Consider the following 24,786-nt stretch of genomic DNA (forward strand, 5'->3'; position numbering starts at 1 on the left):
GGTCAGACACCCACGCTGTCGGTGGCGTCGGTGTTCTGGCTGCGCTTCGCGCGACCGGACTTCACGATGTGCCGGATCGCGGGTATGGCCACCAACAGCACGAAGATCGCCAGGATGGTGCCCGAAATCGGCCGGGTCACAAAGCCACTCGGGTCGCCGCCGAAGATCAACATCGAACGACGGGTACTCGACTCGATGATCGATCCCAGGACGAACGCCAACACCATCGGGCCGGGGTCGAATCCCGCCTTCTTCATCAGGTAGCCGATGACCCCGAACACCACCATCAGGAAGATGTCGAACGTCGAGTTGTTGATCGTGTAGACGCCGAGGATCGTGATGAGCGCGGTGATCGGCGCCAGGATCGCCGGGCGGACCCGCAGGATGCGGACGAACAATCCGACCAGCGGAATGGACAGGATCAACAGCATGATGTTGCCGATGTACATCGAGTTGATGACGCCCCAGAACACGTCGGGACGTTCGTCGACCAGTTGCGGACCCGGTGACACACCGAGGATCAGCAACGCCCCGAACAACATCGCCATCGAGGCGTTGGCCGGCAACCCGATGGTGAGCAGCGGGATGAACGATGACGTGGCCGCCGCGTTGTTCGCGGTTTCGGGTGCGGCGACACCCTCGATGGCGCCGCGGCCGAACCGCTCCGGGGTCTTCGACCGGCGCTTCTCGGTGGCGTAGGCGACGATCGACGACAGCACCGCGCCGCCGCCGGGCAGCACGCCCAGCACGAAGCCGATCACCGAACCGCGACCGATGGCACCCGAGGACTGTTTGAGTTCCTTGCGGGACGGCCAGACATTGCCCACCTTCGCCGGTGCCTGGACTTTGCGGTGCCGCTGCTCGAGGTTGTAGAGGATCTCGCCGACACCGAAGAGGCCCATCGCCACGACGACGAAGTCGATGCCGTCGGCGAGTTGCAGACTGTCGAACGTGAAACGTGATGCGCCACTGAAACTGTCCCGGCCCACGGTGGCGAGCAGCAGGCCGACGGTGCCGGCAATCAGCGCCTTGAGCTTGTTGCCGCTGCCGATGGTGGCGACGAGCAACACGCCGAGCAGCGCGAGCGCGGCGTACTCCGGTGGCCCGAACTCGAGCGCGACACTGGCCACCACCGGCGCCAACAGCGTCAGTCCGATGATCGAGATCGTCGCTCCGACAAAGGATCCGATGGCAGCGATACCGAGCGCCGTCCCTGCCTTCCCCTGTTTGGCCAGCGCGAACCCGTCGAACACGGTGACCACCGACGACGCTTCACCCGGCAGGCGGAGCAGCACCGAGGTGATGGTGCCGCCGTACTGGGCGCCGTAGTAGATCCCGGCGAGCATGATGATCGCCGAGACCGGGTCGATGGTGTAGGTGATCGGCAACAGGATCGCGATGGTGGCCGCGGGGCCGAGGCCTGGCAGGACACCGATGACCATGCCGACGAGCACGCCGACGAGGCAGTACAGCAGGTTGTGCGGCTCGATGACGAGCGCAAACCCGTCGAGAAACGCGTTCAGGTCCATGTTTTCGAGCCGTTCTCAGAAGGAGATCAAGTGGGGCACGGGGATTCGAAGCCCATAGAGGAACAGAAGGTAGAACGCCGTCACGGTCAGCACGCTGACGATGGCGGTGCTGCGCCAGGTTTCGCCCCCGAGGAATCGCAGCCAGATGACGCTCAGCGCCAGCGCGGGAATCTCGAAACCGGTCACCGGCATCAACAGCCCGAACGCGACGAAGGTGATGATGCCGACCACCGGCAGCACGCTGCTGCGGGTGAACGCTTCGCTGTCGTCGAGGCCGCGTCCCGCCACCAGCAGCACCGCCGACAGCGAGGCGACGACGACGCCGACAATGAACGGCCACATACCCGGGCCCGGCTCCCGCAGCGACCCGATGCCGTAGCCCCAGGCGAGCGCTGCTCCGGTCACCCCGATCGTGATGCCGACCAAGGCGCCCACGATCTGATAGAGGGGACCACCCGACGGCGGGCGGTCCTCCTCCATCTCGTGGGCGACCTCGGCCTCGAGTTCGGCGAGGATGTCGCGGGTGTGCAGGTGTGAGCCGGGATCGTCGACCGCACCCTGCTTGTCGGACTTCTCGACCTCGTTCACGGGTCAGGCTTCGTTGCGCAGGTTGATCCCGTACTGCTCGACCAGGTCCGCGTAGCGTTGCTGATCCTCCTGGAGCTGGGCGACCACCTCGTCGCCGGACAGTTCCATGGGGGTCAAGCTGTTCTGCTTGTTGAATTCCTTGTACCCGTCGGTGGCGAAGGTGGTCTCCATGCCCTCGATGAGGCGGTCCTTCACCTCCTGCGGGGTGCCCTTGGGAACCGTCATGAACCGGTACTGGGTCACCTCGACGTCCAGACCCTGCTCCTTGGCGGTCGGCACATCGGGCAGGTACTCGATACGGTCCGGGCCGAACACCGCCAGCGGCGTCAGCTTGCCGGACTGGATGTTCTCGATCGCCTCGCCGACCTGGATGCTGGCGACGTCGACCTGGTTGCCGAGCACCGCCGCCAGAGCGGGGGCGCCACCGTCGAAGGGCACGTCCTGGGCGTTGACGTTGCTGGTCTTGAACAACAACGCGGCCGAGAGTTGCGCGCCGGTGCCGACGCCTGTGGTCCCGTACCGGACGACCTGAGTGGCGTTCTTGATGTCGTCGAGGGTGCGGTAGCCGCTCGCCGGGTTGGTGACCAGGACGTAGTCGTCGCGAGAAACCCCCTTGACGACCTCGAAGTCGTCGATGGTGGTGACCTCGTCAGGGGCGACCGCCATGGGGGTGATGGTGAACAGCGAGGCGTTCTGAATCGCGATCGTGGATCCGTCGGGTTCGGCCCCGGCGACTTCCGCTGCCGCAAGTGCACCGTTGGCGCCCTCCCGGTTGATCACCGGGAAGGATGCGCCGAGGCTGTCGGACAAACCTTTCGAGACCGCGCGGCTGATCAGGTCGCTGGACCCGCCGGCGGAGGCGCCGACGTACATCTCGACCGTGCCCGACGGGTACTCGCCGCCATCGGAGCTGCCGCCGGTCGAATTCTGGACGCCGCCGCAGCCGGTCAGAACCAACCCGGCGGCCGCCGTCGCCGCGATACCGGCGCGAAGCCCGGTTCGGTGTAGAACGGAGGTGGATATGAGGGCCATGGGAGTCACTCCTCTGTGATCTGGAAGCTGACGACCGAGCGGTGTGGTCGACATCACTCATACGTTAGAAACCCCCAGCGATACCTGTCCAACCCCGATTTAACATCGACTAATACCCTTATTGAATCCCGCGACTTAGAGCGCCAATATCTGCCGAAAGCAGTCGAGGACCGCGCCTGAACAGCGGACCTGGTGGGCATCAGGGGTGCTCCGACGGTGAAGGATTGCTCCCGTGCTGGAAGTCCTCGAGGCGTTCGCCGTCATCTCCGTGGTCGTCGGCGTGGGTGCGATCGTCGGGCGCACCGGCATGCTCGGCGACAACGCCCGGACGGTGCTCAACCGTGTCGCCTTCCACATCGGGGTACCGGCGTTGCTGCTCCTCAATCTGTCGCAGGCCACGCTGCCGCAGATCTTCTCGTTGTCGCTGTTGGTGTCGGCCCTGGCCGCGACGCTCGCCATGGGTCTGGGCCTTCTCGTCTTCACCGCGGTTCGGCGTCGGGAACGCGGCGAAGCCGTCATCGCGGCGTGGACCGCCTCCTATGTGAACGCCGGAAACCTGGGCATCCCGCTGAGCGCATACGTCTTCGGCAGCACCACCGAGATCTCGGCGCTCATCCTGTTCCAGTCCGCGGTGATGGCACCGATCGGCATCGCCATTCTGAACTCGGCGAACACGCCGCGGCCCTCCCCGGCGCGGCAGGTCCTCGCGCTGGTCAAGAACCCGATCATCGCCGCGAGCGTGCTCGGCCTGGCCCTCGCCGCCGCCGGACTGAACATCGAAGGCCCGATCGCGGATCCACTGGAACTGCTTGCCGACCTCGCCATCCCCACCGTGCTGCTGGCCTTCGGCATCTCGTTGACCGCCGGCATCGGCGACGCGCCACCGACCAATCGTCTCGACCTCACCATCGCCGTGCTCGTCAAGACGGTGTTGATGCCGGCCACGGCGTTCGCACTCGCGCGGTGGGGCTTCGGAGCTAGCCCGGAACAGCAGTTGCTGGTCACGGTGCTCGCCGCACTGCCCTCGGCGCAGAACATCAACGCCTACGCGGCGGTGTACCGGCGCAATGAAAGCCTGGCCCGCGACGCCACGCTGATCTCGACAGCGTTGTCGGTTCCGATCATCGTCGCGATCGTCGGCGTCCTCAGGTAGAGCCTTCGGCTATTTCAGCATGCTGCCTGCGTCGACGGTGACGGGAAGGCCTGTGACGTAGCGGGATTCGTCCGACGCCAGGAACAGCACGGCGTTGCTGATGTCGACGGGTTCCACCCACCCGACCGGCAGCACGTGCATGAACTGCGCGGCCACGGCGAGATCGTCCGGCCCAGGATTCTCCAGATCCGGACGGAACAGGCGCATCGTGCCGTCGTTCATGAACATCGGCGTGTTCACATTGGTGGGGCAGACGGCGTTGACCCGAATGGAGTGCTGACCCAGTTCGACTGCGAAGGTGCGCATCAAACCGATGACGCCGTGCTTGGCCGCGATGTAGTGACCGGTGTGCGGGTAGGGCTTCAACCCGCCCACCGAGCTGGTGAGGATGATCGATCCGCCACGCTCACCCGAAAGAATGTGCGGGATGGCGGCTTTGACTGATTTCCACACACCGCTGAGGTTGACGTCGATCATGTCATCCCAGTTCTCCTCGCTGGTCTTGTCGAGGGTTTGACCACCATTGCCGATGCCTGCGTTCGCGACCACGATGTCCAACCGGCCGAGTTGCTCGACACCGCTGTCCACGGCCGACTTGAGGGCCGCGTAGTCGCGGACGTCGACCTCGGCGGTGACGATGCGCCGGTTCAATCCCTTGACCAGGTCGGCGGTATGTGCCAGGTCGTCGGGAGTCGACGGCGCGATCTGGGTGTCGCGGCTGACCGGCCCGCACACGTCGACGGCGATGATGTCGGCACCTTCTTCGGCCAGTCGCACCGCGTGGCTGCGTCCCTGGCCTCGGGCCGCACCGGTGATGAAAGCGACTTTTCCTGCGACCCGACCGGCCATGTTCCACCTCGATTGTCGAGCCCCCGGCGGGAGTCAGCCGGCGGCACCTGATGATTTTATCGATCGATCAGGAACGTTGGCACTAGTCGGCGCTACTGTCAACCCTCGTGGAGTCCTGGCGATCGGTGAGTCGGCCGAGTTGGTGCTTCATGTATGCACGTAGCTCGTCATGTCCGAGGGTGACACCGACCGCGCTTTCGTTGCAGAGGCTTCGCGCCGTCTGCGCGATGAGCATGGACAGGGCCATCGGCGGACACTCGTCGAGATCGACGCCCTTGGCGCGCAGCGCCACCGTCACCGCCGCGGTCTCGATGTCGCGCACCCGCTCGGCATAGGACTTGAGTTCGGCCCGAATCACCTTGCGATGATTGGCCAGCGCCATGAACTCGGTGTTCAGCCCTGTCCATCGCAGATCGCTGTTCATCGACCACAACGCATCCAATGGGTCGTCCTCGGTGAGTGCGGTACGCATGCGTTCGAGCGCGATCTCCGCGCCCGAGCGCAGCACCTCGACGAACAGGTCGTCCATGGTGGGGAAGTAGTAGTAGACAAGCGCCTGCTTGACGCCGGCCTCAGTGGCGATGCGCCGTGAAGTCGCTGCGGCGTAACCCTCGTCGCGCATGACCTTGGCGGTGGCCTCGATCAGGCGTTGTCGCGCACCGGGTTCGGCGGATCTGGGCTTGCCGGCAGTCGCCATTCAGCCGAGTCCCTGATGAATGCTTGACCGCAGTTCGCGCCCTGTGATAGGCATGGCGCAGTGTATCAGTTTGATCGATCGATCAGTTTTTGGGGATCGTACTCATGGAGGCTGCAATGACCGATCTCGCGGCGGTGAACTTCTTCGCCGATGAAGGCGTGAGTCAGGACCCCTACGAATACTGGGACTACCTGCGGGAGCAGGGCCCGGTGACTCGGGAGCCACACTTCGGCGTCGTCGCCGTCACGGGCTACCAGGAAGTGATGGCGGCCTTCAAGGACCACGACCATTTCTCGGCCGTCAACGCCATCGGTGGGCCTTTCCCGCCATTGCCCTTCACACCGGAGGGCGACGACATCGCCGAGCAGATCGAAGCCCACCGCCATGAGTTCCCGATCCACGAACACATGGTCGTCATGGATCCACCCGCCCACGAACGGGCGCGGTCACTCCTGAGCAGGCTGCTGACGCCACGTCGCCTCAAGGAGAACGAGGACTTCATGTGGCAACTGGTCGACAGCCAGATCGATCAGTTCATCCACAACGGCAGATGCGAGTTCCTGTCCGAGTACGCGAAACCCTTTGCCACCACCGCCATCATCGACCTGCTGGGGGTCCCCGAGGCGGACCGCCCCGAGTTCCTCGCCGCCCTCGGGGCCGAACGTCCGTCGGGCAACGTCGTCGGCGCGCTCGACGGCGCGCCGGTGGGGCGCGACCCGTTGCGGTACTTGGACGAAAAGTTCGCCGGTTATCTCGCCGAGCGACGACGGGACCCGCGCGACGACGTGCTGTCGGGGATGGCGACCGCGACGTACCCCGACGGTTCCACGCCCGAGCTGCTCGAGGTGGTCAAGCCGGCCACGTTCCTGTTCGCCGCCGGTCAGGAGACCGTCACGAAGCTGCTCAGCGCAGCGGTCCAGGTGCTTGCCGACCGTCCCGAGTACCAGGAGACGCTGCGTCAGAACCCGGACGGCATTCCGGTGTTCATCGAGGAGGCACTGCGGATGCACTCTCCGACGAAGGTGGACTTCCGGCTGGTCCGCAAGTCCACAACGCTTGGTGGTGCCCACTTGAAGGCGGGCACCATCGTGATGCTCTGCCTCGGCGCCGCCAACCGCGATCCGCGAAAGTTCGACGATCCTCATGACTTCCGACCGGACCGGAAGAACGTCCGCGAACACATCGCCTTCGGCCGCGGCATCCACACCTGCGCCGGCGCACCGCTGGCCCGTGTGGAAGGACAGATCACCGTGCGCCGGCTACTCGACCGCATGCGCGACATCACGGTCGACGAAGCGGTTCACGGACCCCTAGGCGCCCGGCGATACACCTACGACCCGACGTTCCTGCTGCGCGGTCTGAGCGAACTCCGGATGGAGTTCACCGCGGCCGATCAGTGAGGTCAGGGCGCTCGTCGAACTGTCGGTGTTACCGTATCCACTTCGGCTAGCATTGGCTCGATATGGACACTGACAGCGACCACGTGGACGTGACCGGCCAGCGAGCCCTCGTGATGGGTGCCAGCGGCAATGTGGGGGCGTGCGTGACCCGGCACCTCGCAGCCGGCGGTGCCGATGTGCGCGTCCTTCTGCGAAAGACCAGTTCCATGTTGGGGATCGACGGAACAGACGTCGAGAAGTGCTACGGGGACCTCTCCGACGCCGCGCAGGTCGCTGCGGCCATGTCGGACCGCGATGTCGTCTACTACTGCGTCGTCGACACCCGAGCCGAACTGCGGGACCCGGCGCCGCTGTTCGAGACCAACGTCAACAGCCTTCGCAAGGTTCTCGATGTGGCGGTGAACGCGAATCTGCGCAAGTTCGTCTTCCTGAGCACGATCGGCACCATCGCGGTCGGCATGAACGGTGAGTCCGTGGACGAGGAAACCCCGTTCAACTGGGCTGATCGTGCCGGCAGCTACATCGAATCCAGGCGTGCGGCAGAGGAACTGGTGTTGTCCTATGTGGCCGAACGGGGGCTGCCCGCTGTCGTGGCCAATGTGTCGAACCCCTACGGCCCTCCCGATTGGCAACCGCGGCAGGGGATGTTCGTCCAACTCGCCGCGCAGGGGAAGCTGCCGTTCTACGTCCGCGGGGTCGCCTCTGAGGTCGTGGGGATCGACGACGCCGCCGACGCGATGCTCCGTGCGGCCGAGCGCGGTCGGGTCGGACAGCGTTACATCGTCTCCGAGCGGTACATGACCCACCGTGAGTTGGTGACCGTCGCTGCAGACGCCGTCGGAGCGCGACCGCCACGCTTCGGCATCCCGATGGGTGTGGTCCACGGGTTCGGTTATGTGGCAGATGGTCTCGCGGCCCTGACACGACGGGATATCCCGATCAGCAGGCAGAGTGCCCGGTTGCTGGCGCTGACGTCACCGGCCAGCCACGCCAAGGCGACCCGCGAACTCGGCTGGCACCCCGAACCGACCCAGCGCTTCATCCGGCGCGCTGCCGAGAACTACGTCAGCAGAGCCGGATAACGCCCTCAGCTCAAGCCGATGCGGATGTTCTTGATCTGCAGGAATTCGTGCAGTCCGTCGATACCGCCGGTGCGGCCGAAGCCACTCTGCTTGTAGCCGCCGTACGGGCCCTGGGGGGAGATGTCGCTGAACGTGTTCACCCACACCGATCCGGATTCGAGCCTGCGCGCGACAAGATGGGCCCGATTGAGATCGCGGGTGTGGACGAACGCGTTCAACCCGTAGGCCGTGTTGTTGGCGATACGCACCGCCTCGTCGTCATCACTGAACCTGATGACCGAGACGACGGGTGCGAAGGTCTCGGTCTGCGCCAACTCCGATTGACTGTCGACGTCGCCGAAAACCGTCGGCTCGAGGTAGTAACCGTGCGCAAGGTCGCCGCCGATGCGCCGGCCGCCGGTGAGCAGTTCCCCCGAGCGATCGGCGACCGCGGTGCCGACGACACCGAGGATCCGGTCCACGGCCGCCTCGCTGATGACCGGACCGAACGTCACCGCGGGATCGAGTGGGTCGCCGACCGAGGCGGCGCCGACGACGGCGAGGAACCTGCCGACGAAGTCGTCGTACACCGACTCGTGCACCAGGATCCGGCTCGCGCAGGCACAACTCTGACCGGACTGCATGAGTGGACCCTGGTGTGCGCCGAGCACCGCCGCGGTGTCGAGATCGGCATCGGCGAACACGATGTTGGCTGACTTGCCACCGAGTTCGGCGACCACCGGGGTGAGGTTGGCGGCTGCCGCTGCAAGCACCTTGCGCGCGGTGCCGCCGCCGCCGGTGAAGTGGATCTTGCGGATCCCCGGGTGCCGGACCAGTGCGTCGCCGCCCTCGGCGGCCGCCGGCACGACGTTGACCAGACCGGGCGGCAGCCCCGCCTGCAGGCACAGCTCACCGAATCGCAGTGCCGCCAGGGGAGCCAACTCAGAGGGTTTGAACACCACGGCGTTGCCCGCCGCCAGCGCCGGTGCCACACAGGACCCGGCGACCGCCAACGCGCCGTTCCACGGCGCGATGATCCCCACCACGCCGAAGGGCTCCCGTTCGACGAGGTTGATGTCGAACGACCCGTTCGTCGGTGTACTCGAGCCGAGTGGCTTGTCGACGTAGCCGGCGAAATGGCGCAGGAACCGTTCCAGCAGCAGAGCGGTACCGGCGTACGACACCGGCACCGCATAGTCGTGCACGTTGAGAGTGGCGAGTTCGGCGAGGTTCTCGCCGATCACGTCGGCGAGGTCGATCAGCATGTCGCGACGACGGTCGACGGTCAGCGCCACCCATTCGCGCTGCGCGTCCTGCGCCGCCTTGACCGCACGGTCGATCTCGTCGGCGCCTGCCAGGGCAACCGTGGCGTTGGGCCGGCCCGTCGCCGGGTAGATGTGCTCGTGGGTCCGGCCCGACGTCGTGGTGATCCGCTCGTCGCCGACGAGCAGTCCGACGGTGTCGCCGAGTGTGGCCGTCACGAGGCGGCCTGGGCGTCAGCGGCCCATTCCTCGGTGACGCGCTGCTTCTGCTCACCGATCACCTGGTTGAGGTGCGACGCTTTGGGCCACCCGTAGTACGCCGCGAAATGTAATGCCAACTCGTCCATTTCATCGAAGGAGATGTCCCGGCTCTTCAGCGCGGCGTAGACATGGCTCAGGATCGGATACGGCGCGTCCTGGAAGGCCACGCACGCCACAGTGACCAGGCGCCGCTCCTTCATTCCGAGGCCCGGCCGCAGCCACATCTCGCCGAAGACGAAGTTGAGGATGCCCGCTCCCTGGTACGGGTTGTCCCGCAGCGGCGCATAGGGCAGGCAGTTGACGTCCTTGAAGGCCTGCTCGCCGACGGCAAGTCGTTCCTCCGGATCACTCGGAGTTCCCAGCGGCAGCAGCGATTCCGGGGGCGGCACCTGCAGTCCCCGCTCTCGCTGGATGCGCTCCCATTGCTCGTCGACGACCATGTTGAACCGGGACGCCTTCGGCCATCCGGCGTACACCGCAAAATGCAGTACGGTCTCCCGCATTTCGACGATCGACAGGTCGCCACTGTTGAGTGCCCCGTAGACATGGTCACGCAGCGGTGTCTCGGCGTCGGCGTCGGCGACGCATGCCAGCGTGACGAAGCGACGCTCCCGGCGGGTCAGGCCCGGCCGTGGCCACACCTCGGCGAAGACGAACTCGAGGAGGCCGGCCGTGGCGGGTGTGTGATCGTCAGGAGCGGGAAAGGTCATCACGTCGGCGAAGACGTTCTCGCCCCGTTCGAGACGGTCGTTGTGGTTGGTGGTCATATCATTCCTTCGGGGCATGGGGCTCACCGCAGGGTGACGCCGGCATCCACTTTGAATTCCAGCCCGGTGACATACCGGGACTCGTCGGAGGCCAGGAAGAGCACGGCATTGCTGATGTCGATCGCCTCGGCCATCACGATCGGCAGCGCGTTCATGAAGAGCGGGGCCAGGTCGGGTCTGCCCTCTGCCAGCAGGCTGTGCAGAGAGTCGGGACGCATGCCTGTCTCGACACCGGTGGGATGCACCGTGTTGACCCGGATGTTCACGGCGGCAAGCTCGTTGGCCAACGATCGGCTCAGTCCGACGACGCCGTGTTTGGACGCGGTGTAGGGCAGGTGCAACGGGGTGCCCTTCAGCCCGGCGGCCGAGCTGATGTTGATCAGGCTGCCGCCGCGCTCCTGCATGTGGGGAAGCGCTGCGGCGCAGGTGTTCCACGTGCCGATCAGGTTGACGTCGACGACGGTGCGCCACTGCTCAGAGGTCGTGGTGTCCCAGGTGCCCGCGGTGAGCACGCCGGCGTTGGCGACCGAGGCGTCGAGGCCGCCCAACTTCGCCACCCCGTCGTCGACCGCAGCCGACAGCGCTGCGCCGTCGCGCACGTCCACGATGTGGACGACCGCCCGCCGGCCATGCGCTTGGACCAGGCGTGCCGTCTCGTCCAGATCCTCGGACGTGGCCAGGGGGTACTCGATCTCCGGCAGCGACTCGCAGATGTCGACCAGGATCAGGTCGGCACCTTCCTCGGCCAGCCGCACTGCATGGCTGCGCCCCATACCGCGCGCGGCTCCGGTGACCAGCACCCGCTTGCCCGCGACGCGGCCGCTCATAGTTTGTTGCAGAAGCCGGCGTCGACCGGGAAGGTGACCCCGGTGACGTACTTGGCGGCGTCGGAGACGAGGTAGGCGATCGCCGCGCTGATGTCCTCGGGTTCGAGCATCCCGACCGGCATCGGGTTCTGCAGGTGTGGCCCACCGTCGGGATAGTTCTCGAGGAAGGCGGCCATCGCCGGGTTGTTGGCCATCATGGTGTTCACCGCGGTCGGATGCACGGTGTTGACCCGGATGCTGTAGGGCGCAAGGGCATTGGAAAGGGTGCGCATCAGCCCGACGATGCCGTGTTTCGAGGCGGCGTAGCCGAGTCCGCCACCTTGCATGCCGCCGAAACCCCTCAGTCCGGCGGTGGAACTCGTGAACACGATCGACCCCCCACGTTCCCCGGCGATCAGGTGCGGGACGGCTGCCCTGGCGGTGTGAAAGGAGCCGACCAGGTTGACATCGATCACGTCGGTCCACATGGCGAGCTCTTCATCGATTGTCAACTCACGGAAAGCCATCGACGCGATGCCCGCGTTGGCGCACACGATGTCGAGACGCCCGAAGTGCTCGACTCCGGCGGTCAGGGCTGCGTCCAGCGCGTGGAAGTCTCGAACGTCGGCGACCGAGGCCAGCATCTTGGCGCCCTGGGCCTCGACCAGCGCGACGGTCTCGTCGAGTTCGTCGGTGGAGGCCATCGGGTAGCCGTTGGATGCGATGTCGGCACAGATGTCGATGCCGATGATGTCGGCGCCTTCGGCGGCCAACCTGATCGCGTGGCTGCGTCCCTGGCCGCGCGCGACTCCGGTGATGAAGGCGACTCTGCCGTCCAACGATTTCACTGTTTCTTCCTCGCCTCGGATAACCGTGTTACTGCGGGTACAGTAACCGGGTTATCCAGTGGTGGCAAGAGTGAGACGAGGTGGTCGGTCCGATGCAGCAGGTCTCCGGTGGGGACGCCAGGATCCTCGGGATCGTCGTGGAGATCCTGGAGACCGACGGCTATGACGCCGTGCAGCTCCGCGAGGTGGCGCGGCGCGCCCGCACGTCGCTGACCACGATCTACAAGCGGTATCCCACTCGTGACGAACTGATCCTGGCCGCGTTGGAAGCGTGGATGGAGGAGAACCGCTACGCCGGGATCACCCCGCACCCCCGCGAGGTGGGGGAGTCGCTCTACACCGCCCACATGCGGGTGTTACGTGCACTGTTCGAACCGTGGGAGCAGCACCCGGCGATGCTCGCCGCGTTCTTCCGCGCCAGGTCCGCACCCGGTGGTCAGCGGCTTCTGCGGCGCGGCCTGGACGTGGTCGTCCCGACAGTGCTGGAACTTCTTGTCGGAGTGGACGACGACTTCGTCGCCGACCTCGACAGGATCATCGCCAGCCTGGTGTACGGCCTGCTCGGCAGATTCGCGGCCGGGGAGATCGACATCACCGAGATCCTGCCGACGCTCGACCGCACCGTGTACTGGCTCACCACCGGATACGAAGCCGCCCGCGTGGGTAGCCAAGGAATTTCTTCGGGTGGTTCCGGGGTTCCTGAGCATTGATGCCGCCGGCAGAGATGACCAAGGGAGACCCACGATGTCCGATCGCCACTCTGTTCGACGAGCACTGGTCCTGGCGGGGGCGGGCGGCGTTGCTGCTGCCGGCCTCATAGGCCCGGGCGCGGCAGAAGCCTACGCAGCCGAATCCTGTCCCGACGTGGAAGTGGTGTTCGCCCGCGGTACAGCAGAACCTGCAGGTTTGGGCCGCGTCGGCCAGGCATTCGTCGACGAACTGCGCAATGACCTCGGCGGTCGCGATCTCGGCGTGTACGCGGTCAACTACCCGGCGTCCTACGACTTCCTGCAGTCCGCGCCCCAAGGCGCCGACGACGCAAGCGCGCACGTCCAAGCCACCGTCGCCTCCTGCCCCGATACGAGCATCGTGCTCGGCGGCTATTCGCAGGGCGCCGCGGTCATCGACCTCATCGCCGCAGATCCCAACGCGACCTTCGGGTTCGGTCGTCCGATGCCGGCGACTGTCGCCGGCCATGTCGACGCGGTGGCGGTCTTCGGAAATCCGTCCGGAAAGATCGGCCGACCTCTGACAGCGATCAGCCCGCTGTACGGCGCGAAGACCGTCGACCTCTGCAACGGTGCCGATCCGGTGTGCTCGGACGGAGACGACCGACCGTCGCACAGCCTGTACGCAGAATCCGGATTGACAAGGCAGGCAGCAGATTTTGTGTCCGGGAAGCTCGCAGCTGCCGGCACCTCCGAGGTGATGACGAACGCCTCGGGCACGGTGAACTGACCGTACGTGCGCGGTTCCTCCACGATGTAGGACGCCAACGTGCGACAGTGCCGAGGTGAGGCACAGCGTGGCGGTGATCGGTGCCGGACCGGGCGGTCTGGTCACCGCGCGCTGGCTCATCGCTCAGGGATTCGAACCGACGATCTTCGAGCAGGCGGCGACTCTCGGCGGGCAGTGGACAGGCCTGCTCGGTTCCAGTGGTGTCTGGCCGACCATGCATACCAACACCAGCAGGATCCTCACCGCGTTCAGCGATCTCACCCACGAGGGTGAGCAGTCGTTTCTCGCCGGCGCCGATATCCTCGACTACCTCCGCCGCTATGCCGGGGTCTTTGATCTCGACCAACGGATTCGGTTGTCTACCAGAGTCACCCGCGTGCGACGAGAGTCGGACAGCCCGTCGGCGCGCTGGGTCGTCGAGTGTGGCGCGATCGCCGAGAACTTCGACCGGGTTGTCATCGCCAGCGGTCGATTCCAGAGACCGACCATCCCTGCGGTGACCGGCCTGGACAGCTTCTCCGGCTCTGAGGCGGCGATCTCGACGTATGACTACCGCGGGGCGGAGCCCTACCGCGGCAAGCGGGTCCTCGTGGCGGGTTGCGCTGTGAGTTCGTTGGAGATAGCCGCGGAACTGGCTCAGGGGGGTGCTTCTCGCGTCGTGGTGACACAGCGGCGACAGCGCTACGTGTTGCCCAAGTTCGCGGCCGGAGTGCCGTCGGACCATCGGATCTTCACCAGGTACGGCGCCCTTTCCAACGAGAGTCTGCCCGCTGCCGAAGTCGACCGGCAGCTGCGGGAGATAGTCGTGGAGGCCGGTGGCAGCCCGGAGCAGTACGGAGCACCGCAGCCGAACCCGTCACTGTCTGCAGCCGGCGTGACGTTGAGCCAGCAGTACCTACCGCTGGTCGCCGAGGGGCGGATCACCATCCGTCCGTGGTTGACCGCGGTGTCGGGCCGGGACGTGTTTTTTGGTGACGCTGGACGCGAGACCTTCGACGGCATTCTCTTCGGCACCGGCTTCCAACTCGACCTTCCGTACCTGAGTGAGGCGCTCACACGAACCGTCGACCTCGACGCGGTTCATCTGGACGCCGACCGCTACACCTTCCATCCTGATCTTCCCGGGCTGGCGTTCGTCGGAATGTGGGACCAGTCGGGCGGCTACTTCGTGCCGCTGGAACTGCAGGCACGATGGATCGCCTACACGTGGGGCGGCGTCATCGCACCCCCGGATCCAGCCCGGCAACACTGCGCGGTGGCGGCGTATCGAGCGCGCCGCGGCCTGCCGCAGAAAACCCGGATGAATCTCGCCGCCATCACCTTTGCCCGCGCTGCAGGATGTGAGCCGCAGGTGAGCAACTGGCCCGAGCTCAGTCGTGCGTTGATGTTCGGTCCGTTGGCGCCCAGCTGCTTTCGGCTCGAGGGGCCCGACGCGCTGCCCGATGCCGCGAAGGAGTTTGCCCGCGAAGCCGCTGCCTTCGGGGCGATCCGCTCCAACGAGCTCACCGAGCGTGAACAGAGGTACTGGGATCTGATACGGGATCAGCCGTCGTCGGCTTCGTGACGACGTGCGACCCGTCGGGGCGATAACGTGACCTGACAAGACACCTTCCAAAGGGCGTGAACACCCATGACCGATCGGCAGCCCACCGGCCTCGACGCCGGTCAACTGGCGGCGTTGTCGGCGGCGGTCGAGTTCGGCAGTTTCGAGTCCGCCGCCGAGCATCTCCATGTCACCCCCTCGGCGATCAGCCAGCGCATCAAGGCGCTCGAGCAACGGGTCGGCCAGGTTCTAGTCCTGAGGGAAAAGCCCTGTGCGGCAACAGCTGCAGGAACACCGCTGCTCAGGCTGGCCGCTCAGACGGCGCTGCTGCAGGCCGAGGCGCTCGCCGAGATGAGCGGCGGCTCCACCGACCGGACCCGAATTGCGCTGGCCATCAACGCCGATTCGATGGCCACGTGGTTCACCGGGGTCCTCTCGAAGCTGCCCGAGGTGTTGTTCGACATCCGCATCGAGGATCAGGACCACTCCACCCGGCTACTCCGTGAGGGCGTGGTGATGGGTGCGGTGACCACCGAACGCAGCCCGGTCAGCGGGTGCCGGGTTGAGGCGCTCGGGGTGATGCGCTATCTGCCGGTCGCGACCCCGGAGTTCGTGACGCGTTTCCTGCCTGACGGACTGACCGCCGATGCCGCCGCGACGGCGCCGTCGCTGGCCTGGAACCGCGACGATGCCCTGCAGGATCAACTGGTACACAAAGTGCTCCGCAGGAGCGTCCGGCGGCCGGTCCACTACATCCCCACCGCGGAGGGCTTCGGCGCGGCGGTGCGCGCCGGTCTGGGTTGGGGCATGTACCCGGAGCAGCTCATCGACGGGACATTCGTCCCGATCACCGGCCAGCATCTCGACGTCCCGCTGTACTGGCAGTGCTGGAAGCTGGACAGCTCGACGGTCACACAGGTCACCGGGGCGGTTCGAGCGGCCGCGACGGGCCTGCTGCGCAGTCGGTGACAGAATCGCTGACATGCCCGCGCAGGTGAAGGTCCGCATCCTCGGCGTCGGCATGGGTCCGCAACACGTCACCCCTGAGGTCGCCGAAGCGCTGCGGGCCGCGGACTACGTGCTGGCCGCCGAGAAAACCGACGACGACCCGCTGCTCGCCCTGCGACGCGAGATCGTGCGTGCGCACCCGGGTCCGGACGGGCCGATCGAAGTAGTCGCCGTCCGTGACCCTGAGCGCGACCGCTCCCCGGGACTGACCTCGAGTGGCTACGAGGCCGCTGTCACCGACTGGCACGCCGCCCGCGCGGCGGAGTACGCCGCGCACCTGACCGAGCGTGGTGGCACGGCCGCGTTCCTGGTGTGGGGTGATCCGTCGCTCTACGACTCGACGATCCGGATCGTCGAGAAGGTGCGAGACCATTTGACGCTCAGCTCGGTGGGCCTGGACTACGACGTACTCCCCGGCATCAGCGCGCCACAACTGCTCGCGGCCCGGCACCGCATCGTCCTGCACGAGGTCGGTCGCCCCGTCCACGTCACGACCGGCCGCCGGCTACAGGAGGCGGTCGCCGCCGGCCTCGACAACATCGTCGCGATGCTCAATCCGCCCCCCGAGCGTCTCGACTTCACCGGGCTGGCGGACTGGACGATCTGGTGGGGCGCCAACCTCGGGGCCGCGGGTGAGCGCCTGGTCACCGGACGTCTCGGTGACGTGGTCGCCGCCATCGGCGAGGCCAGGGCCGCCGCGGAGGTGCAGGACGGCTGGGTGATGGATCTGTTCCTGGTGCGCAAGACCTGATGGCCGGCCTGCTGGTCGCCGGCACCACGAGTGACGCCGGCAAGAGCGTGGTCACCACCGGCCTGTGCCGCGCACTGGTCCGCCGGGGGCTGAAGGTGGCGCCGTACAAGGCGCAGAACATGTCCAACAACTCCATGGTGTGTGTCGGTCCCGATGGCGCGGGTGTGGAGATCGGGCGGGCGCAGTGGGTGCAGGCCCAGGCGGCACGCGCGACGGCTGAGGCCGCGATGAACCCGGTGCTGCTCAAGCCGGGCAGCGACCGCCGCAGCCATGTGGTGTTGATGGGACAGCCGTGGGGCGAGGTGTCCTCGTCGGACTGGCTGGAGGGCCGGCGTGCGCTGGGTGTGGCCGCACACGCCGCCTTCGACGATCTGGCCTCGCGCTATGACGTCGTCATCGCCGAGGGCGCCGGTAGTCCTACCGAGATCAACCTGCGTGCAGGCGATTACGTCAACCTCGGGCTTGCCCGGCATGCCGGCCTGCCCACGGTGGTGGTCGGCGACATCGACCGGGGCGGGGTCTTCGCGGCGTTCCTCGGCACCGTTGCCCTGCTCTCGCCCGAGGACCAGGCGCTGATCGCGGGGTTCGTCGTGAACAAGTTCCGCGGCGACCTGGACCTGCTGACGCCGGGTCTGCGCGATCTGGAACGGGTGACCGGCAGGCGGGTCTACGGCACGCTGCCCTGGCGACCGGACATCTGGCTGGACTCCGAAGACGCCCTCGAACTGCAGGGGCGACGCTCACCACGACCGGGCGCGCGCCGCGTCGCGGTGGTGCGACTGCCGCGGATCAGTAACTTCACCGACGTCGACGCCCTCGGGCTGGAACCCGATCTCGACGTCGTATTCGCCTCTTACCCAAGCGCTCTCGCGGACGCCGATCTGGTGGTGCTGCCCGGCACCCGCTCCACGATCGCCGACCTGGCGTGGCTGCGGTCCCGAGGACTGGACCGCGCCGTGCTGGCGCATGCTGCGGCGGGTCGTCCGGTGCTCGGCATCTGCGGCGGGTTCCAGATGCTGGGTCGCGTCGTCCGTGATCCCGACGGCATCGAAGGTGCCACCGCCGAGGCGGAGGGGCTCGGGCTCCTCGACGTCGAGACGAATTTTGTTGCTGCCAAAGCACTTCGGCTGCCCGAGGGAGATTGGCTCGGCGCGCCGGCCGGCGGCTATGAGATCCACCACGGGCGGATTACCCGCGGTCCCGGCGTCGACGATTTCCTCGGTGGGGCACGGGCCGGACAGGTGTTCGGCACAATGTGGCACGGCGCGCTCGAGGGCGACGCCCTGCGTGCACGGTTCCTCAGCGAAGCTCTCGGCCTGGCCTTCTCGGGTGTCTCGTTCCCGAGTGCCCGCGAGGAACGTCTCGATCTGCTGGGCGATCTCGTCGAAGAACATCTCGACGTCGACGCCCTGATCGAGTTGATCCGTGGCGGTTCCCCTGCGGGTCTGCCCTTCCTGCCGCCGGGAGCGCCGTGACGACGATCCTGCTCCTCGGCGGCACCTCGGAGGCCCGGGCGCTCGCGGCGCTGCTGGTCGCCGACGGCGTCGAGGTGACCACATCACTGGCAGGGCGGGTTGCCGATCCACGGCTACCCGTGGGAGGGGTCCGGATCGGCGGCTTCGGGGGCGTGGACGGATTACGTTCGGCCCTCGGCGATTTTGATGCCGTCGTTGATGCCACCCACCCCTTCGCCAAGAACATCTCGGCCAACGCGGTCGCGGCGTGCACCACCGGCGACACCCGTCGGCCACTGCTGCGGCTGGAACGACCCGGCTGGGCCGACCGGTCGCGGGACTCCTGGCTCTGGGTGGACTCCCACGAGGAGGCCGCCGCCGCGGCGGCGGGGCTGGGTGGACGGCCCTTCCTCACCGTCGGGCGCCAGGAGCTTGCGCGCTTTCTTCCCGAACTCCAGGAGCACGCGGTCCTGGCCCGGGTGGTGGAGGCCCCGGAGTTGACGCTTCCACCCTGGTGGCGGTTGGTGACCAGCCGCGGGCCGTACGCGCTGCCGGGCGAGTTGGCGCTGATGCGCGAACACCGCGCCGACGTGCTGATCACCAAGGATTCGGGCGGCGAGTACACCTGGTCGAAGATGGCGGCCGCCGAAGAACTGCGCATCCCGGTGGTGATCGTGCGGCGTCCGGCACGAGTATCCGGGGTGCCGACGGTCCACGATGTGGCCGACGCGCTGGACTGGGTGCGAACGCTGAATACGATGTCCCGGTGAGGATCCTGGTCACCGGCGGCGTTCGCTCCGGCAAGTCCCGGCACGCCGAAGGGTTGCTCAGCGGCGCGGGCGCGGTGACCTATGTCGCGCCCGGCCGGCCGGCGGACGGAAACGATCCGGATTGGGACGCGCGGGTGGCCCGTCACCGCGCCGCCCGTCCGGCGCACTGGACGACGGTGGAGACCGCGAACGTCGCCGCAGCGGTGGCAGACGCGCGTGACGCCGTGCTCGTCGACTGCCTCGGTACCTGGCTGGTCGCCCTGATGGACGCCGCACAGCTGTGGGACGCGCCCTACGAGGAGATGCACGACGCGGTCACCGCGCGGATCGACCAGCTGTGCGACGCGCTGGCCGCGTCACCCGAGGCGGTCGTGGTGACCAACGAGGTCGGTCTCGGTGTGGTGCCGTCGCACCGGTCCGGCATGCTCTTTCGTGACCTGCTGGGCATCCTCAATCAGCGCGTCGCCGCGGTCTGCGACGAAGTGCACCTGGTGATCGCAGGCCGGGTACTGAAGATCTGACGATCAGCGCGGCCGGTAGCGCTCCTCGTGCAGCACGGTCGCCAGCGAGGAACGCCGGCGCCAGCCGTGGCGCTCGAGGTCGGGAACCTCAGGGAGGTCGGCGACATGGCCGACGCAGAGCCACGCAACGGGGCGCACATGCACGGGCATGTCCACCAGCGAGCGCAGGAAATCCTCGCGGTAGAACGACACCCAGCCGACGCCGAGTCCCTCGACAGTTGCTGCGAGCCAAAGGTTCTGGATGGCGCAGACGACCGAGTACAGCCCTGCGTCGGGAATCGCGTGCCGGCCGAGGACCTGCGGTCCGCCCCGCGTCGGGTCGTAGCCGACCACGATGCCGAGACCGGATTCGCAGATGCCCTCGATCTTGATTCGCGAGAACGTGTCGGCGCGCTCCCCGGTCAGTACGTCGGCGAACGCCTCGCGCTCGAGCGCCACGTGGTCGCGGAACGCCCGCAGGGTGTCCGGTGATCGGACCAGGACGAAGTCCCACGGCTGTGACATGCCGACCGACGGTGCGGCGTGGGCGGCCAGCAGCACCCGCTCCATGACGTCAGCGGCGATCTGCTCACCGGTGAATTCAGCGCGTGTGTCGCGACGCCGGTTGATCACGTCGTACAGCGCGCTCGCGGTCATCGCAGGCCCTCTTGGCGCTTCAGCGAACGATCGCGCGCCGGGTCGTAGAGATAGCTCTCCCCGGCGTCGGGATCGGGTTTCCCGGCCAGTGCCCGGCCGACAAGAATCACTGCGGCCTGGCGTAATCCGGCCGCCTCGACCGCGTCGGCGATCGTGGCGACCGTGCCCCGCAGCACCTGTTCCTCTGGCTGGGACGCGCGGTACACCACGACGACGGGGCAGTCGGGGCCGTAGTCCGCAGCAAGCTCCGCCATCAGTTCGCGGGTCCGGGTGATCGCCAGATGCAACACCAACGTGGAACGGGTCGCGGCGAATGCGGCCAGCGACTCGGTCTGCGGCATCGCGGTGGAGCGCTGCTGCGTGCGGGTCAGCACCACCGACTGGGCGACCAGCGGAACGGTCAGTTCGCGACCGACCCGCGCCGCGGCGGCGGCGTAGGCGGGCACACCGGGCGTCACCGACCACGGCACCCCGGCCGCGTCGAGCCGGCGGGTCTGCTCGGAGACCGCCGAATACACCGATGGATCACCCGACACCAAGCGCACCACGCTGCGGTCGGCCCGGTAGCCGTCGATCAGGTGACCGACGATGGTGTCGAGGTCGAGATGCTCGGTATCGACCAGGGTGGCGTCCGGTGAGCAGTTCGCGAGGACGTCGGCGTCGAGGTAACTGCCGGGGTAGAGGACGGTGTCAGCCCGGGCCAGCAGTCGGGTGGCACGGACGGTCAGCAGGTCCGCAGCGCCGGGGCCGGCCCCGACGAACTGCACCGCACGGTCGTCGTCCATCGATCAGCAGTCTAGGGGAGTGCCCCCGGATCGCCGCCGAGCGTGCGGTTTCTGATGAAAAACCGCCCGACAGCGTCAGAAACCGTGCATTCGCGGCAGGCCGCCCTCGAGGCGGCATTCACCCGCCGCTTGTGACAGCAATCCGTCAGGCGCGCGGAGGCCCTGTCGTCCCGCGGACGATCAGCGTGGGCTCCAGCACGACGTCTGCTGCGCGCGACGGGCCTTCGACAAGCATCTGCACCGCCAGTTCGACGCTGCTGCAGGCGATCTCATGGGCATCCTGGTGGATGGTGGTCAGGTCGATGCGAGGGTTCTCGGACAGTCGGGTGTCGTCGTAACCGATCAGCGAGACGTCGCGCGGAACGTCGACACCGGCGCGGGTGAAGACGTCGAGAATGCCCAGAGCGCAGCGGTCGTTGCCGGCCAGCACGGCGGTGGGCAACACGGTCTCGGAGAGCATCTCCCGCGCTGCCGCGGCGCCGGCGTCTTCGTTGTGCGCTCCGGCGATGATCCTGACCTCAGATGCCAGGCCGTGGACCCGCATCGCCGCCTTGTAGGCGCGTCGCCGGTCGGCGGAACCGGGATCGGTGCCGCCGTCGACGTGGTGGATGGCCCGGTGTCCGAGCGTGACCAGATAGTCGATCGCCTGTCGGATCCCTTTGGCGTCGTTCGTTCGCACCGTGGACAGCATTGTGCCTGCGCCCCTTCCGGGCAGCCGTCGACAGGCCACCACCACCGGAACCTTGTGCGCCAGTTCCGTGAAGAACTCCGTTTCCGCATTGGGGCCGAGCAGCACAAGTGCTCCACACCGGTGGCTGAGCAACGAGTCGACGACTCTGCCCTCGGTCCGGTCGGGGAGGTTGGCCGACAGCAGGACCTCGTAGCCCAGCCGTTCGGCAGCGGGGTAGATATGCGTCACCAACTCGGACTGGAACAACTGCCGGACGTCGGTCATGACGCCCAGGGTGCGGCTGCGTCCCTGGGCCAGGAGTCGCGCAGCGGAGTCGGGGCGGTAACCGATCTCCTCGGCGATCGCCAGGACCCGCTGCCGGGTCTCCTCGCTGGCGCCCGGCTTGCCGTCGAGGATGAACGACACCAGGGTGCGCGACACCCCGGCGCGTTCGGCGACGTCGGCCATCGTCAGACGGCGGGGGCGGGATTCGGCCAAGGCGCTGATCCTCCAGAACGTGACGGTTGACACATCAAAGGCGTCGGTTCATAGTAGACCTCACGCGCTTAACTAACGCGCGTTAGTAACCGGAGAGAGGTCACCGATGTCCGTCCACGACGCGCCCGCCCCGCCGGGCCGGTTCCTGACGAAGCTGACGGTCATCGCCACCCTCGGCGGCCTGCTGTTCGGCTACGACACCGGCGTGATCTCCGGGGCACTGCTGTACATGAAGGACGACCTGCAGTTGTCCGCGTTCGGCGAGGCCACCGTGGTCAGTTCCCTGCTGTTCCCGGGCGCGGCCTTCGGTGCACTCTTCGGCGGCCGCGTCGCCGACAGAATCGGCCGCAAGCGCACCCTGCTGGTGTGCGCCGGCCTGTTCCTCGTCGGCGCGATCGGCTGCGCACTGGCCCCGAACGTCCAGATCATGGTCGCCGCACGCATCGTCCTCGGCCTCGGCGTGGGTGCGGCCGCCGTCACCTGCCCGCTGTATCTGGCGGAGATGGCGCCCGCGGACCGGCGTGGCCGCATGGTCACCATCAACGAGTTGATGATCGTGACCGGTCAGATGCTGGCCTTCGCCACCAACGCCCTGCTCGACCAGCTGATCCAGGACCCGCATGTGTGGCGGACCATGCTCGGGGTGGCCTCGATCCCCGCCATCGCGCTGCTCGTCGGAATGCTCGTCCTTCCGGACTCACCACGCTGGTACGCGGCGAAGAACCGACTTCCTGAGGCCCGGAAAGTGCTGTCCCTGAGCAGAACACCGCGTGACGCCGAGATCGAGTACGCGGTGATCGCCGACCACACCAGTCACATGCTCAAGACCACCACCACTCCGTTCTCGGTGATCCGCGACGTGCCCTGGATACGGCGGATCGTGCTGATCGGGTGTGGTCTCGCCATCGTTCAACAGGCCACCGGCATCAACACGGTCAACTACTACGCACCCACGATTTTGGAACAGAGCGGCCTGGGTGTCAGCGCCGCATTGGTGGCCACCATCGCCGTCGGCGTGACGTCGGTGATCACCACGATCATCGGCATCATCCTGCTCGGCTACATCGGTCGTCGCACCATGCTGCTCATCGGCTTCGCCGGGGTGGCCGCCTCCCAAGCCGCTCTGGCCGCGGCATTCCTGTTGCCCGCTTCCACGACCCGCAGCTACGTGATCCTGGCCTGCATGGTGGTCTTCGTCGGTTTCGTGCAGATGTTCATCGGAACCTGCGTGTGGCTGCTGCTCTCGGAGATCTTCCCGCTGTCGGTCCGCGGGTTCGCGATGGGCATCGCGGTCTTTGTGCTGTGGTGCACCAACGCGGCCATCTCGTTCGCGTTCCCGCTGCTGAACAACGCCTTGGGCTCTACCGGAACCTTCGCGCTGTTCGTCATGGTCAACATCGGGTCGTGGTTCTTCGTTCGACGCCTTGTCCCCGAGACCAAGGGCACCTCGCTGGAGGAACTCGAAGAGCGCCTCGAAGCCGAGGGAGCCGACCCTCACGCCCCACCGTCACACCCCGAAAGGACCTCTGTATGAGCACCATTCGTGTTGGATCCGCACCCGACTCATGGGGGGTGTGGTTTCCCGATGACCCGCAGCAGACGCCGTACACACGATTCCTCGACGAGGTGGCCGCGTCCGGCTACGAGTGGATCGAGCTCGGACCCTACGGCTATCTGCCCACCGATCCCGACAAATTGTCCGACGAGCTCGCGGCGCGCGGGCTGAAACTGTCGGCCGGCACCGTGTTCGAGCACCTGCACCAGGACGACTCGTGGTCGGCGGTGTGGAAGCAGATCGAGGACGTCGCGAAGCTCACCGCCGCGGTGGGTGGCACGCATGTGGTCGTCATCCCCGAGATGTGGCGCGACCCGGCAACCGGTGCGGTCCTCGAAGACCGCAACCTCACCGACGAGCAGTGGGGCAAGAAGACCGGCGGGATGAACGACCTCGGCAAGGCAATGTTCGAAACATACGGTGTCCGTGCGCAATACCATCCGCACGCCGACTCCCACGTCGATACCGAGGGCAACGTCTACCGGTTCCTCGACGGCACCGACAGCCGGTACGTCAACCTGTGCCTGGACACCGGCCACATCTCGTACTGCGGCGGTGACAACATCGCGATCATCCGGCGCGCTCCCGAGCGCATCGGATACCTGCACCTCAAGCAGGTCGACCCCGAAGTGCGTGCCAGAGTCGAAGCCGAAGACCTGCCATTCGGCGAGGCGGTGAAACTCGGCGCGATGACCGAACCGCCGCTGGGCATTCCCGAGATGCCGCCGCTGCTCGCCGAGATCGAGAAACTCGGCATCGACGTGTTCGCGATCGTCGAGCAGGACATGTACCCCTGCGAGGTCGACGCACCTCTGCCCATCGCCACCCGCACCCGAAAGTATCTGGGCGCGTGTGGCATTCCGGCCATCCGCTTCAACTGAGAC

25 protein-coding genes are annotated in these 24,786 nt (G+C 66.9%); 13 read left to right on the forward strand and 12 right to left on the reverse strand.

Annotated elements, in window-relative coordinates; all coding sequences use genetic code 11:
- Window positions 1-2 precede the first annotated feature (2 nt).
- Genes ABDC78_RS02105 through ABDC78_RS02115 form a run of 3 tightly spaced genes read right to left on the reverse strand, consistent with a single transcriptional unit; the run spans window position 3 to window position 3,149 of the window.
- Window positions 3-1,529 (reverse strand): tripartite tricarboxylate transporter permease, encoded by a 1,527-nt coding sequence (locus tag ABDC78_RS02105; RefSeq protein ID WP_178359484.1) that lies wholly within the window; start codon window positions 1,527-1,529, stop codon window positions 3-5.
- A gap of 15 nt (window positions 1,530-1,544) precedes the next feature.
- Window positions 1,545-2,117: a tripartite tricarboxylate transporter TctB family protein gene (locus ABDC78_RS02110; RefSeq protein ID WP_347133302.1), complete on the reverse strand. Its 573-nt coding sequence runs from the start codon at window positions 2,115-2,117 to the stop codon at window positions 1,545-1,547.
- A gap of 3 nt (window positions 2,118-2,120) precedes the next feature.
- On the reverse strand, window positions 2,121-3,149 hold the full coding sequence (locus ABDC78_RS02115) for a tripartite tricarboxylate transporter substrate binding protein (protein WP_178359485.1): 1,029 nt from the start codon (window positions 3,147-3,149) through the stop codon (window positions 2,121-2,123).
- Between the two features lie 232 nt (window positions 3,150-3,381).
- On the opposite strand from ABDC78_RS02115, the gene ABDC78_RS02120 reads away from it, so the two are divergent.
- The gene (locus ABDC78_RS02120; protein WP_178359486.1) at window positions 3,382-4,302 is read left to right on the forward strand and encodes an AEC family transporter; all 921 of its coding nucleotides are present in this window, start codon (window positions 3,382-3,384) and stop codon (window positions 4,300-4,302) included.
- A 9-nt stretch (window positions 4,303-4,311) separates the two neighbouring features.
- Here the strand turns inward: ABDC78_RS02120 and ABDC78_RS02125 are convergent, their stop codons facing one another.
- Together ABDC78_RS02125 and ABDC78_RS02130 are read right to left on the reverse strand one after the other, a co-directional pair.
- On the reverse strand, window positions 4,312-5,151 hold the full coding sequence (locus ABDC78_RS02125) for a mycofactocin-coupled SDR family oxidoreductase (protein WP_178359487.1): 840 nt from the start codon (window positions 5,149-5,151) through the stop codon (window positions 4,312-4,314).
- A gap of 82 nt (window positions 5,152-5,233) precedes the next feature.
- Complete coding sequence (locus ABDC78_RS02130; protein WP_178359488.1) at window positions 5,234-5,848, reverse strand: TetR/AcrR family transcriptional regulator; 615 nt, start codon at window positions 5,846-5,848, stop codon at window positions 5,234-5,236.
- A 116-nt stretch (window positions 5,849-5,964) separates the two neighbouring features.
- Between ABDC78_RS02130 and ABDC78_RS02135 the strand changes: the two genes are divergently transcribed.
- Together ABDC78_RS02135 and ABDC78_RS02140 are read left to right on the forward strand one after the other, a co-directional pair.
- Complete coding sequence (locus ABDC78_RS02135; RefSeq protein WP_178359489.1) at window positions 5,965-7,248, forward strand: cytochrome P450; 1,284 nt, start codon at window positions 5,965-5,967, stop codon at window positions 7,246-7,248.
- 62 nt (window positions 7,249-7,310) lie between these two features.
- Window positions 7,311-8,330, forward strand: coding sequence for an NAD-dependent epimerase/dehydratase family protein (locus ABDC78_RS02140; protein WP_178359490.1), 1,020 nt, complete (start codon window positions 7,311-7,313; stop codon window positions 8,328-8,330).
- 5 nt (window positions 8,331-8,335) lie between these two features.
- Here the strand turns inward: ABDC78_RS02140 and ABDC78_RS02145 are convergent, their stop codons facing one another.
- From ABDC78_RS02145 to ABDC78_RS02160, 4 genes are read right to left on the reverse strand one after another with little or no spacing between them, the layout of a single operon-like run.
- Window positions 8,336-9,790, reverse strand: a complete 1,455-nt coding sequence (locus ABDC78_RS02145) for an aldehyde dehydrogenase family protein (protein WP_178359491.1) — start codon at window positions 9,788-9,790, stop codon at window positions 8,336-8,338.
- Entirely contained in the window at window positions 9,787-10,599 is an 813-nt protein-coding gene (locus ABDC78_RS02150) for a carboxymuconolactone decarboxylase family protein (protein ID WP_178359492.1), read from the reverse strand. The genes ABDC78_RS02145 and ABDC78_RS02150 overlap by 4 nt, the downstream gene beginning before the upstream one ends.
- A gap of 23 nt (window positions 10,600-10,622) precedes the next feature.
- A complete protein-coding gene (locus ABDC78_RS02155) occupies window positions 10,623-11,426 on the reverse strand; it encodes a mycofactocin-coupled SDR family oxidoreductase (protein ID WP_178359493.1) in 804 nt (267 codons plus the stop codon).
- Window positions 11,423-12,253, reverse strand: a complete 831-nt coding sequence (locus tag ABDC78_RS02160) for a mycofactocin-coupled SDR family oxidoreductase (RefSeq protein WP_178359494.1) — start codon at window positions 12,251-12,253, stop codon at window positions 11,423-11,425. The genes ABDC78_RS02155 and ABDC78_RS02160 overlap by 4 nt, the downstream gene beginning before the upstream one ends.
- A 92-nt stretch (window positions 12,254-12,345) precedes the next feature.
- Between ABDC78_RS02160 and ABDC78_RS02165 the strand changes: the two genes are divergently transcribed.
- The 8 genes from ABDC78_RS02165 (at window position 12,346) to ABDC78_RS02200 (ending at window position 19,758) form a co-directional block, all read left to right on the forward strand.
- Entirely contained in the window at window positions 12,346-12,963 is a 618-nt protein-coding gene (locus tag ABDC78_RS02165) for a TetR family transcriptional regulator (protein ID WP_178359495.1), read from the forward strand.
- Between the two features lie 34 nt (window positions 12,964-12,997).
- Entirely contained in the window at window positions 12,998-13,711 is a 714-nt protein-coding gene (locus ABDC78_RS02170) for a cutinase family protein (RefSeq protein WP_178359496.1), read from the forward strand.
- A gap of 55 nt (window positions 13,712-13,766) precedes the next feature.
- Window positions 13,767-15,275, forward strand: coding sequence for an NAD(P)-binding domain-containing protein (locus ABDC78_RS02175; RefSeq protein ID WP_178359497.1), 1,509 nt, complete (start codon window positions 13,767-13,769; stop codon window positions 15,273-15,275).
- Between the two features lie 66 nt (window positions 15,276-15,341).
- Complete coding sequence (locus ABDC78_RS02180; RefSeq protein WP_178359498.1) at window positions 15,342-16,223, forward strand: LysR family transcriptional regulator ArgP; 882 nt, start codon at window positions 15,342-15,344, stop codon at window positions 16,221-16,223.
- A gap of 13 nt (window positions 16,224-16,236) precedes the next feature.
- Window positions 16,237-17,013 carry a precorrin-6A synthase (deacetylating) gene (cobF, locus tag ABDC78_RS02185; RefSeq protein ID WP_178359499.1) on the forward strand — a complete coding sequence of 259 codons (777 nt, stop codon included), beginning with the start codon at window positions 16,237-16,239 and terminating at the stop codon, window positions 17,011-17,013.
- On the forward strand, window positions 17,013-18,488 hold the full coding sequence (locus tag ABDC78_RS02190) for a cobyric acid synthase (RefSeq protein ID WP_178359500.1): 1,476 nt from the start codon (window positions 17,013-17,015) through the stop codon (window positions 18,486-18,488). Before cobF ends, ABDC78_RS02190 begins: the two co-directional genes overlap by 1 nt.
- A complete protein-coding gene (locus ABDC78_RS02195) occupies window positions 18,485-19,237 on the forward strand; it encodes a cobalt-precorrin-6A reductase (protein ID WP_178359501.1) in 753 nt (250 codons plus the stop codon). Before ABDC78_RS02190 ends, ABDC78_RS02195 begins: the two co-directional genes overlap by 4 nt.
- Complete coding sequence (locus ABDC78_RS02200) at window positions 19,234-19,758, forward strand: bifunctional adenosylcobinamide kinase/adenosylcobinamide-phosphate guanylyltransferase (RefSeq protein WP_178359502.1); 525 nt, start codon at window positions 19,234-19,236, stop codon at window positions 19,756-19,758. The genes ABDC78_RS02195 and ABDC78_RS02200 overlap by 4 nt, the downstream gene beginning before the upstream one ends.
- 3 nt (window positions 19,759-19,761) lie before the next feature.
- Here ABDC78_RS02200 and bluB read toward each other — a convergent pair whose 3' ends face one another.
- The 3 genes from bluB to ABDC78_RS02215 all read right to left on the reverse strand — a co-directional run bounded on the left by bluB (window position 19,762) and on the right by ABDC78_RS02215 (window position 22,317).
- Window positions 19,762-20,394: a 5,6-dimethylbenzimidazole synthase gene (bluB, locus tag ABDC78_RS02205; protein ID WP_178359503.1), complete on the reverse strand. Its 633-nt coding sequence runs from the start codon at window positions 20,392-20,394 to the stop codon at window positions 19,762-19,764.
- Complete coding sequence (gene cobM, locus ABDC78_RS02210) at window positions 20,391-21,179, reverse strand: precorrin-4 C(11)-methyltransferase (protein ID WP_178359504.1); 789 nt, start codon at window positions 21,177-21,179, stop codon at window positions 20,391-20,393. Before cobM ends, bluB begins: the two co-directional genes overlap by 4 nt.
- Before the next feature lie 145 nt (window positions 21,180-21,324).
- Window positions 21,325-22,317 carry a LacI family DNA-binding transcriptional regulator gene (locus ABDC78_RS02215; protein WP_178359574.1) on the reverse strand — a complete coding sequence of 331 codons (993 nt, stop codon included), beginning with the start codon at window positions 22,315-22,317 and terminating at the stop codon, window positions 21,325-21,327.
- Between the two features lie 136 nt (window positions 22,318-22,453).
- Here ABDC78_RS02215 and ABDC78_RS02220 point away from each other — a divergent pair, with 136 nt between their 5' ends.
- Window positions 22,454-23,881: a sugar porter family MFS transporter gene (locus tag ABDC78_RS02220; protein ID WP_178359505.1), complete on the forward strand. Its 1,428-nt coding sequence runs from the start codon at window positions 22,454-22,456 to the stop codon at window positions 23,879-23,881.
- A complete protein-coding gene (locus ABDC78_RS02225; protein ID WP_178359506.1) occupies window positions 23,878-24,783 on the forward strand; it encodes a sugar phosphate isomerase/epimerase in 906 nt (301 codons plus the stop codon). The genes ABDC78_RS02220 and ABDC78_RS02225 overlap by 4 nt, the downstream gene beginning before the upstream one ends.
- Window positions 24,784-24,786: the final 3 nt, after the last annotated feature.

The organism is Mycobacterium sp. DL, assembly GCF_039729195.1.
In the GTDB taxonomy this organism is placed as follows: Bacteria; Actinomycetota; Actinomycetes; order Mycobacteriales; family Mycobacteriaceae; genus Mycobacterium; species Mycobacterium hippocampi_A.

What these genes read in the sequence shown, in the direction of transcription:
- ABDC78_RS02215 (WP_178359574.1), bottom strand. Translation starts at nt 22,317, where the DNA reads ATGGCCGACGTCGCCGAACGCGCCGGGGTGTCGCGCACCCTGGTGTCG.
- ABDC78_RS02165 (WP_178359495.1), top strand. Translation starts at nt 12,346, where the DNA reads ATGCAGCAGGTCTCCGGTGGGGACGCCAGGATCCTCGGGATCGTCGTG.
- ABDC78_RS02170 (WP_178359496.1), top strand. Translation starts at nt 12,998, where the DNA reads ATGTCCGATCGCCACTCTGTTCGACGAGCACTGGTCCTGGCGGGGGCG.
- ABDC78_RS02225 (WP_178359506.1), top strand. Translation starts at nt 23,878, where the DNA reads ATGAGCACCATTCGTGTTGGATCCGCACCCGACTCATGGGGGGTGTGG.
- ABDC78_RS02150 (WP_178359492.1), bottom strand. Translation starts at nt 10,599, where the DNA reads ATGACCACCAACCACAACGACCGTCTCGAACGGGGCGAGAACGTCTTC.
- ABDC78_RS02180 (WP_178359498.1), top strand. Translation starts at nt 15,342, where the DNA reads ATGACCGATCGGCAGCCCACCGGCCTCGACGCCGGTCAACTGGCGGCG.
- ABDC78_RS02135 (WP_178359489.1), top strand. Translation starts at nt 5,965, where the DNA reads ATGACCGATCTCGCGGCGGTGAACTTCTTCGCCGATGAAGGCGTGAGT.
- ABDC78_RS02105 (WP_178359484.1), bottom strand. Translation starts at nt 1,529, where the DNA reads ATGGACCTGAACGCGTTTCTCGACGGGTTTGCGCTCGTCATCGAGCCG.
- ABDC78_RS02125 (WP_178359487.1), bottom strand. Translation starts at nt 5,151, where the DNA reads ATGGCCGGTCGGGTCGCAGGAAAAGTCGCTTTCATCACCGGTGCGGCC.
- ABDC78_RS02220 (WP_178359505.1), top strand. Translation starts at nt 22,454, where the DNA reads ATGTCCGTCCACGACGCGCCCGCCCCGCCGGGCCGGTTCCTGACGAAG.
- cobF (WP_178359499.1), top strand. Translation starts at nt 16,237, where the DNA reads ATGCCCGCGCAGGTGAAGGTCCGCATCCTCGGCGTCGGCATGGGTCCG.
- ABDC78_RS02130 (WP_178359488.1), bottom strand. Translation starts at nt 5,848, where the DNA reads ATGGCGACTGCCGGCAAGCCCAGATCCGCCGAACCCGGTGCGCGACAA.
- cobM (WP_178359504.1), bottom strand. Translation starts at nt 21,179, where the DNA reads ATGGACGACGACCGTGCGGTGCAGTTCGTCGGGGCCGGCCCCGGCGCT.
- ABDC78_RS02140 (WP_178359490.1), top strand. Translation starts at nt 7,311, where the DNA reads ATGGACACTGACAGCGACCACGTGGACGTGACCGGCCAGCGAGCCCTC.
- ABDC78_RS02155 (WP_178359493.1), bottom strand. Translation starts at nt 11,426, where the DNA reads ATGAGCGGCCGCGTCGCGGGCAAGCGGGTGCTGGTCACCGGAGCCGCG.
- ABDC78_RS02115 (WP_178359485.1), bottom strand. Translation starts at nt 3,149, where the DNA reads ATGGCCCTCATATCCACCTCCGTTCTACACCGAACCGGGCTTCGCGCC.
- bluB (WP_178359503.1), bottom strand. Translation starts at nt 20,394, where the DNA reads ATGACCGCGAGCGCGCTGTACGACGTGATCAACCGGCGTCGCGACACA.
- ABDC78_RS02190 (WP_178359500.1), top strand. Translation starts at nt 17,013, where the DNA reads ATGGCCGGCCTGCTGGTCGCCGGCACCACGAGTGACGCCGGCAAGAGC.